Raw genomic sequence first — 4,867 nt, 5'->3', positions numbered from 1 at the left:
GCGCCATCTTGCGGTGCGACTTTATTAGACCTTTTTCGATGATGACGTTTAGCATCTGTACGTCGATGTTTCCGCCGCTTAGCACGATGCCGATGCGCTCGCCGGCTTTAAATTTGACCTTGTTGTGCAAGATACTGGCGACGCCGACCGCGCCCGCGCCCTCGACCACGATCTTTTGCGTCTCGAGCAGGAACAAAATCGCGTTTGCGATCTCCTCGTCATCGACCTGCACGAACTCGTCCACGCACTCAAGGATATTTGCCAGAGTCGTCTCGCTAGCGTCGCGAACCGCGATACCGTCGGCGATCGTGCGCACGGTTTTTGAGTTTATGCTTTTTTTAGCGCTAAAGCTGTTAAACATCGCAGGCGCGCCCTTTGCGCTCACGGCGACCACGCGGATGTCTGGATTTACCTGTTTTACGCAGCTTGATATGCCGCTGATTAGCCCGCCGCCGCCAACCGGCACGATGATAGTCTCAAGCTCGGCTAGATCATCAAGCATCTCTAGCCCGACTGTCCCCTGCCCAGCCATCACATACTCGTCGTCAAATGGATGAATAAAGCTCATGCCCTGCTGCTTGGCGTACTCGACGGCGTAGGCGTAGGCCTCGTCGAAGTTATCGCCCTTTAGGATAACCTCGGCGCCTAGATCTTTGGTGCCTAGCACCTTTAAAAGCGGCGTGGACTCGGGCATCACGATGGTGGCGGGCGTCTTAAACTCGCGCGCTGAAATAGCTACGCCTTGGGCGTGATTGCCCGCACTTGCCGCGACGACGCCTTTTTTACGCTCCTGCGCGCTTAAATTTGCGATTTTATTATACGCGCCGCGGATCTTGTATGCGCCCGTGCGCTGGAGGTTTTCTTCTTTTAGGTAGATGAGCGCGCCGCTTGCGAGGCTTAGCTTTGCGCTGTAGGCAAAGGGCGTCTTGTATACAAAGCCGCTTATCGTGCGCTTGGCTTGGATTATTTTATTTAGAGAGATCATTTTAGCCTTTCGTTTTTGTTTAAATTTTACTTTTCGTCGCTTTTGCTTGCGCGTTTATTTACCGTATTTTTGCTTACGTTTTCTTTATTTTTTATCGCGCATTACCGCATTTGCGTTTTTTATTTGGCGTTTAGAGCGGTTTCAAATTTGATTAAACCCTCAAATTTGCGTCTTAAAAAAGTTACTCGCCGCCGTCAAATTTGGCCTAATCAAGCCTTTGTAGCTCGATTTTTATGCACCTATCCTGCACGAAATTTATCCCGTTTTCGCACGCGACCGCTCCCGCTTCGTCGTTTGTGATACCAAGCTGTAGCCACAGCGTTTTCACGCCTTTTTTGACGGCGTCCTTTACTAGCTCGCTAGCAAACTCACCCTTTCTAAACATCACGGCGATGTCGATATTTTCATCTACTTGGGTCAAATTTCTATAAACCTTGCGTCCTAAAATTTCATCAAATTTTGGATAGACGGGAAATACGTTAAAACCGCGCTCGATTAGAAATTTCGCAACCTCGTTGCTAGGCTTGCTCTCATCTGGACTAAGGCCCACGACCGCGATATTTTTAGCGGCGAATAAAATTTGCCTAAGATCGCTAGGCATTTTTACTCTTTAAAAGCACGCCGCACTCGATGTGAGCGGTGTTTGCAAACTGATCAAACACGGCAAAATTGACCGCCTCGTGCGTCGCGGCAAGCTGCGCTAGATCGCGCTTTAGACTTTGCGGCGAACAGGAGATATAGATGATATTTTCGTAGCTTTTGATGAAATTTATCACGCTCTCATCAAGTCCCGCGCGCGGCGGATCGACCAAAACGTGCGAGAAGTCGTAGCTAAAGATATCAAGCTCTCTTAGGCGGTTAAACTCGCGCTCGCGCCCAAACGCGCTCATCAGCTCCTCGGCGCTCATTCGCAAAAATTTGATGTTATCTACGCCGTTTAGTTCGCAGTTTTTGAGCGCATTTGCGATTGAGCTTTTGGAGATTTCGGTTGCCAAAACGCGCTTAAATTTTTCAGCTAGCGGAACGGTAAAGTTGCCGTGTCCGCAGTAAAGCTCGAGCAGATCCGCGCCGCACTCTACGCACCCCTTCGCCCATGCGATCATCTTTTCGTTTACGGTGGTGTTTGGCTGAATAAAAGCTCCGTCGCCGAATGTAAATTTGTAAATTTTACCGCCGATGTTTAGGCGGTCCTGTAAATTTAGCTCGCCGCTTAGTAGCTTTTGCCCCTTTGCTCTCGCAGCTATCGTTACACGGTGACCGGCAAGCTCGCGTGCTAGGCTCTCTATCTCGCCCTGCTCGGCTTCGCCTAGACGCTTATGATAGAGCAGTGTCGCTAGTATCCCGCTCGCGCACGAGATAAACTCGGCGCCAAACAGCCTCTCTTTTAAAATTTGATTTTTCATAAGCGCTTCAAGCAAACGCGGCATCAAATTTGCGATAGGATCGGCTACTTTTGGGCATTCGTCTATCATAATTCGCTTGGTTTTGGCGCCGTGCATCGTGTATGCTAGATCGACCGCGCTATGCCAAATATCGTGCCAGACTCCAAACTCCGCCCTAGTGCGGTAGCCAGCACTCTGCGAGGCGAAAAACTCAAATTCGCCGCGGTAAAAAGGTTCAAATTCGCGCTTTATGAGATCTTTTTTAAACTCAGCCTGCTCCTCATAAGGCATATCAAGAGTGCAACTGCCGCACTCTCTTAAAAATTTGCAAAACTTATCGGGCAAATTTAAACCTTTTGCCCAACGAATCTAACAACCAAAGCCGTCACCAAAAGCCCCAAAGGAAGCACTATCCAGATGCTTAGGCCAAGCGCAGTCGGGAAGTATCCCGCAAAAATACTGATCGCGCAAACCGCAAGCGCATAAGGCATCTGAGTCTGGACGTGATCGATGTGGTTACATCCCGCGCCCATGGACGAAAGTATCGTAGTATCCGAGATCGGTGAGCAGTGATCGCCGAATATCGCGCCCGTTAAAACGGCTGAGATATTTACTATCATATACGCGTGCAAGGCGTCGCCCTCTAGTCCGCTGTGCATGCCCACGGCGCTAGCTAATGGTATCGCAAGCGGCATCAAAATGCCCATCGTGCCGTAGCTGGTGCCGGTAGAAAAGCTGATAAATGAACCCAGCATAAAAATCGCCGCCGGAAGGACGATCTTTGGCGTAGACTGCGAAAGCAGATCAACTAGGTAGCGAGATGTGCCAAGCTCCTTGATAACCGAGCTTAGCGACCACGCAAGAAGCAGGATGATGATCGTAGTTATCATGGTTTTCCAACCCTTGCCCCAGGTTTCTATCGCCTCGCGCACAGTCAAAATTTTTCTATAAACGGCCATAAATATCGCCACCACCGTAGCTAGCAAAGCCGACTGAAATAGCGCTACGGACGCATCGGCAGCGCCGAACGTAGCTTGGAAAGTGTGGAACGTAAGCGGATGAGCCTTCGCGCTCTCAAGAGCCTCGCCCTCAAGCGCGCCCAAACCGCTAAAGTAAAAGCTAACGAACGCGCCCAAAATAAGCACCAAAAGCGGAATAACGGCGTTTGAGCTTTGTAGTTTGATATTTTCTTTAGGTTCTAGCGTCTTATCCTCGACGTCCTCGATCATAGCTCCGCCCTGTCTAGGGTGCAGTTCGCCCGCTCTAGCTCTGCGCTCGGCTTTTAGCATGCCTGCAAATTCGCGCCCCATAAACGCGGTGCAAACGATGAAAAATAGCATGAAAAGATTGTAAAATCTATAAGGCATCGTCTCGACAAAGATACTAAAAGCATTTACGTTCGTTATGCCGATGAGCTCGTAGCCTTGCTTTATCAGCGAGATCTCAAGTCCAACCCAAGTCGAGATGACGGCTAAACCAGCGATCGGAGCGGCGGTAGCGTCGATGATAAAGGCTAGCTTTTCGCGAGAGACTTTAAATTTGTCCGTTATCGGGCGCATGATCGGGCCCACGATGAGGGAGTTCGCGTAGTCGTCGAAAAAGACGAAAAGTCCCATCACCCAAGTTGAAATTTGAGCCGAAACGCCTGTTTTAGCCTTTTTGCTCAGCCATATCGCCACAGCCTTGGTTCCGCCCATTTTGGTGATGAGCGCGACCACGCCGCCGATACAAAGCACCTGAAGCACGATGCCCGCGTTCCAGCTATCGGCCAGCGAGCCCACGACCCTTTTTACGATGTCGGTAAAGCCCTTTACGAAGGTCATCGGGATGCTCGAGTCGATGACGTTTATGAGAAACGTTCCGCTAAAAACGCCGATAAACAGCGACAAAACGACGTCTTTGGTGATAAACGCCAAAACTATCGCCACCACGGGCGGTATGAGCGTCCAAAAGCCGAAAATTTCGGCATTTTTTTTCGCTACTTCGGGATCTACGGCTAGCGCCAAGATCGGCAAAAGCGACAAAAATAAAATCTTTTTCATCAAAAACTCCTTTTTGTTTTTCGTCGGTTTAATCAAATTTTCCGCCCCGCGTGCGGTCGGTCGGTATTTAAGGCATAAATTTAGCTAAATGCGGCTTAAATTTTTGTTTTAAATTCGCTTAGAATTCAATTTTTTTAGCTCTTTATTAAAATTTTATGTTAAAAATGAAGCTTTTGTGGAAATTTTGTTTAAAACTGCGCTCGGCGGCAAATTTAAATTTGCTCGTAGTTTAGATTTTGCGGGAAATTTTAGCTTTGATTTGTTGGTCAAATTTTGATATTAGCGAGCCGCGCGTCATTTGCACGAAAGAAGGTTAAATTTAGATTTCGTTTCAAGATTGAGCGGGCTGGGGCAATGTAAATGCAGCCTCGCTTCCGCCGCTCAAATTTGAAAATCAGGCGTTAAATTTAGGATTAAACTTGACTAAAAAACAACCGAATTTAATCCTAAAATCCGCA

Annotated in this window: 4 protein-coding genes; all 4 read right to left on the bottom strand. The window is 48.6% G+C overall.

The window, feature by feature from the left end; genetic code table 11:
• Window positions 1-985 (bottom strand): threonine ammonia-lyase (ilvA, locus tag Q0338_RS02380; RefSeq protein ID WP_298085362.1); only part of this gene is annotated, 985 nt, incomplete at its 3' end.
• Between the two features lie 205 nt (window positions 986-1,190).
• Complete coding sequence (locus tag Q0338_RS02375) at window positions 1,191-1,586, bottom strand: CoA-binding protein (RefSeq protein WP_298085361.1); 396 nt, start codon at window positions 1,584-1,586, stop codon at window positions 1,191-1,193.
• Entirely contained in the window at window positions 1,579-2,712 is a 1,134-nt protein-coding gene (gene trmA, locus Q0338_RS02370; RefSeq protein WP_298085360.1) for a tRNA (uridine(54)-C5)-methyltransferase TrmA, read from the bottom strand. The genes Q0338_RS02375 and trmA overlap by 8 nt, the downstream gene beginning before the upstream one ends.
• 2 nt (window positions 2,713-2,714) lie before the next feature.
• Window positions 2,715-4,409 carry a Na+/H+ antiporter NhaC family protein gene (locus Q0338_RS02365; RefSeq protein ID WP_298085359.1) on the bottom strand — a complete coding sequence of 565 codons (1,695 nt, stop codon included), beginning with the start codon at window positions 4,407-4,409 and terminating at the stop codon, window positions 2,715-2,717.
• Window positions 4,410-4,867 lie beyond the last annotated feature (458 nt).

Source organism: uncultured Campylobacter sp., assembly GCF_938018145.1.
Lineage (GTDB): Bacteria > Campylobacterota > Campylobacteria > Campylobacterales > Campylobacteraceae > Campylobacter_A.
This window is presented reverse-complemented; position numbering and strand designations above follow the sequence as displayed.